The sequence below is a fragment of the Cloacibacillus sp. genome (assembly GCA_036655895.1).
GTDB lineage: Bacteria > Synergistota > Synergistia > Synergistales > Synergistaceae > JAVVPF01.
The window spans coordinates 1-2,539 of sequence record JAVVPF010000098.1 but is presented as its reverse complement, the minus strand read 5'-3'; the positions used below and the strand labels follow the sequence as shown (position 1 = coordinate 2,539).

General features: G+C 48.7%; 3 protein-coding genes. 2 read left to right on the top strand and 1 reads right to left on the bottom strand.

The window, feature by feature from the left end; genetic code table 11:
- Both RRY12_12965 and RRY12_12960 read left to right on the top strand, forming a co-directional pair.
- Positions 1-249: S-adenosylmethionine:tRNA ribosyltransferase-isomerase (locus RRY12_12965; GenBank protein ID MEG2185584.1), on the top strand; the 249-nt coding region annotated here is incomplete at its 5' end.
- A 408-nt stretch (positions 250-657) separates the two neighbouring features.
- Positions 658-906, top strand: a complete 249-nt coding sequence (locus RRY12_12960) for a glutaredoxin (protein ID MEG2185583.1) — start codon at positions 658-660, stop codon at positions 904-906.
- Here the strand turns inward: RRY12_12960 and RRY12_12955 are convergent.
- Positions 901-2,358 carry a hypothetical protein gene (locus tag RRY12_12955; protein ID MEG2185582.1) on the bottom strand — a complete coding sequence of 486 codons (1,458 nt, stop codon included), beginning with the start codon at positions 2,356-2,358 and terminating at the stop codon, positions 901-903. The two genes, RRY12_12960 and RRY12_12955, sit on opposite strands and share 6 nt — an antisense overlap.
- Between the last annotated feature and the right edge of the window lie 181 nt (positions 2,359-2,539).

Below are 2,539 nucleotides of genomic sequence, written 5' to 3'. Positions count from 1 at the left end.
CTGGAGTCCTTCGCGCAGCGGTACGGCGAAATCGTCCCCGGTGTGCTCGATACGAAGCTCTTCATCAGCCCCGGATACCGTTTCCGGGTGATAGACGCCCTGATAACGAACTTCCACCTGCCGATGAGCACGCTGCTGATGCTTGTCTCCGCCTTCGGTGGCTATGAGACGATGATGCGCGTCTATCGAGAAGCGGTGGAGAAGCGCTACCGGTTCTTTTCCTTCGGAGATTCCATGTTTATAGAATAAGAATCAATTAGCTTTTTTCAAATAGCAGTTGATCTGTATTTTTTATGCTTAAAATTTGCTTAAAAAATACAGAGCTGTTATGCTCCTACTTTCAAGTTAAGCGCCGTTCTTTATGGAATGAGAAGAGATATGAGTATTTTTTTGATATGACACAAACTTAAAAACGCCGTTAACCTCTCCTCAAAAGACAACATTTTGATAAACACTCTGGACGCCGCTGAATTTCCCCAATGACAAGAGGCACGGGAGGCGCTAAGGGGATTGGATTTGGATTTGTATGAACGCTATGCAAAGGGGTTTTTAGGCGCTCTGCCGGATCCATCCTTGATAGATGTTTTGATAGACATCCGAAACGGCGATTGAGATGAATAAAATTCCACCATTGCGAGATATAAGGAGGAAATGAAGATGACGACTGTCATGTACGGAACAAAAAACTGCCCTGATGTGCGCGCGGCGCTGCAACACATCGCCGCGTCGGAGCTGGTGGTCGAGTTCAGAAACTTCGACGACAGCATAGCCAACCTCAAAGAATTCGTACGGCTGCGCGACAGCCGCGCAGAATTTGACGAAGCAAAGAAAAACGGTTCCATCGGGATTCCCTGCTTTGTCACGGAAGAGGGCAAAGTTTGCTTTGACGTCAAACAGATCTTATAGTCGGCACCTGCAGCCGGCGAATCGCAGCAAGCGCAGTTGAGGATCGTTGATGTTCATGATCCGAAAGCCCGCCTCCGCTTTTCGGTCGTAATAGTCAAAATCTTGCCCTAACACGTTCTCATAATGGCGGCGGACGTCTTCATCGTATGCCACCTCTTTTCTGATGATCCGGGCCACGCAGTAATTGTAGGTGCTCTCGTAAACATTTTTCAGCTTATTCGCCAGCACCAGCGACTGAGACAGATAGGCGGCGCTGGCGCGGTAGTTTTTCTCGTTGAAGTGGATAAGGGCCAGGTAGGACTCGGTTAAGGCGCGGCTCCAGTTCGTGTGTATGTTATGGTAGAGATTTTCGGATTTCATGAAATACTCTTTGGAGCGCTCCTGCCTGTCCAGCTTGTACAAGACCTGTCCCATGTTCGTGTAGAAAACGGAGAGGCCGTTCATAATGCCGTTTTCCTCGCAGATGGAGATCGCCTTTACATAATATTTCAGGGTGGCGGGATAGTTCGCCTGGTATTTTTCTATCGAGGCCCGGTAGTTAAGGACGCACGCAATATTATATAGCGTCTGGCTGCCGGGTTTTTTGGAGCGGAACAGGTTATAGCTTTGCTCCAAAAGGTTGGCGGCATTGTCAAGCTCACCCGCCATAATACTGTACATGCCAAAGAGTTTCAGGATGTCTGCGCGCTCCTCCTCGACGCCGTAATTTTTAACGAGACTCAACGCCGCGATGATACTCTGATACATGGCTTGGGGATGCCGGAGCTGGTAGGCGTAATAAACCATCTGTTTGTGCGCCTTGATCTGCCGCGCAACGTCGCTGTCGTATTCCAATATCCGTTTGATGTTACGGATGCCGGCGGCATAGTCGCAGGTCTTGATTTCAAAGCTTCCTTTCATGAGATAGAATTCATACTTTACGTCGTTTGGTATGTTACCGCCGGCAAGCTCTTTTTCTATGTCTTTAATGTAGCTTGTGGATATGTCGCTGATGAATTCTGGAAATTCCACGTCAAGATTGATGAGAGAGCGAAGCTTGCGTATTTGCTGTTTCAAATACATGGCCCGGTTATTGGCCTGCTGGTAGTGATACAGAATGTCGTCGCCGCGGCTTCCCTGGTCGCCGGACATCGTTTCCATGTATTGGGCGATTTTATCGTGGGTGTTTTTTCGCGCCAGGGCGCACTGGACAAGAACGTCCAGTATTTCGGGAATTTTCGCCTCGCTTTTCCCCAAAAGCCCGGCGATGACGGCATGATCGATGCGCCGAACGAAAAAAGAGGCCAGATGTAGTACATGCTGTTCTTCTGCCTTAAGGTTCCGCATTTTGTTGTTTAGCAGAATGGAGAGAGTTGAGGCGTACAGCTCTCTGTCTTGACCGACGGAATTCAGGTATTTAAACAGCAGCAGCGGGACGCCGGAGCAGAAGAAGCCCTTTGTAGAGGCGACCAAGAAGGTCTACTCACAGTTTGAAAAGGATCTCGGTAAAGAGATCATGGATATCGCGAGAAAGTTTCAGAAGTAATTTTTTGGCTTTAAGCAAAAACAAGCGCGCCCCTTTGCGTAAGGGACGCGCTTGCGATCTTTTCTGGAACAGTCCCCGTAAAACAGGGATTTATTTTGCTGCGCGCAA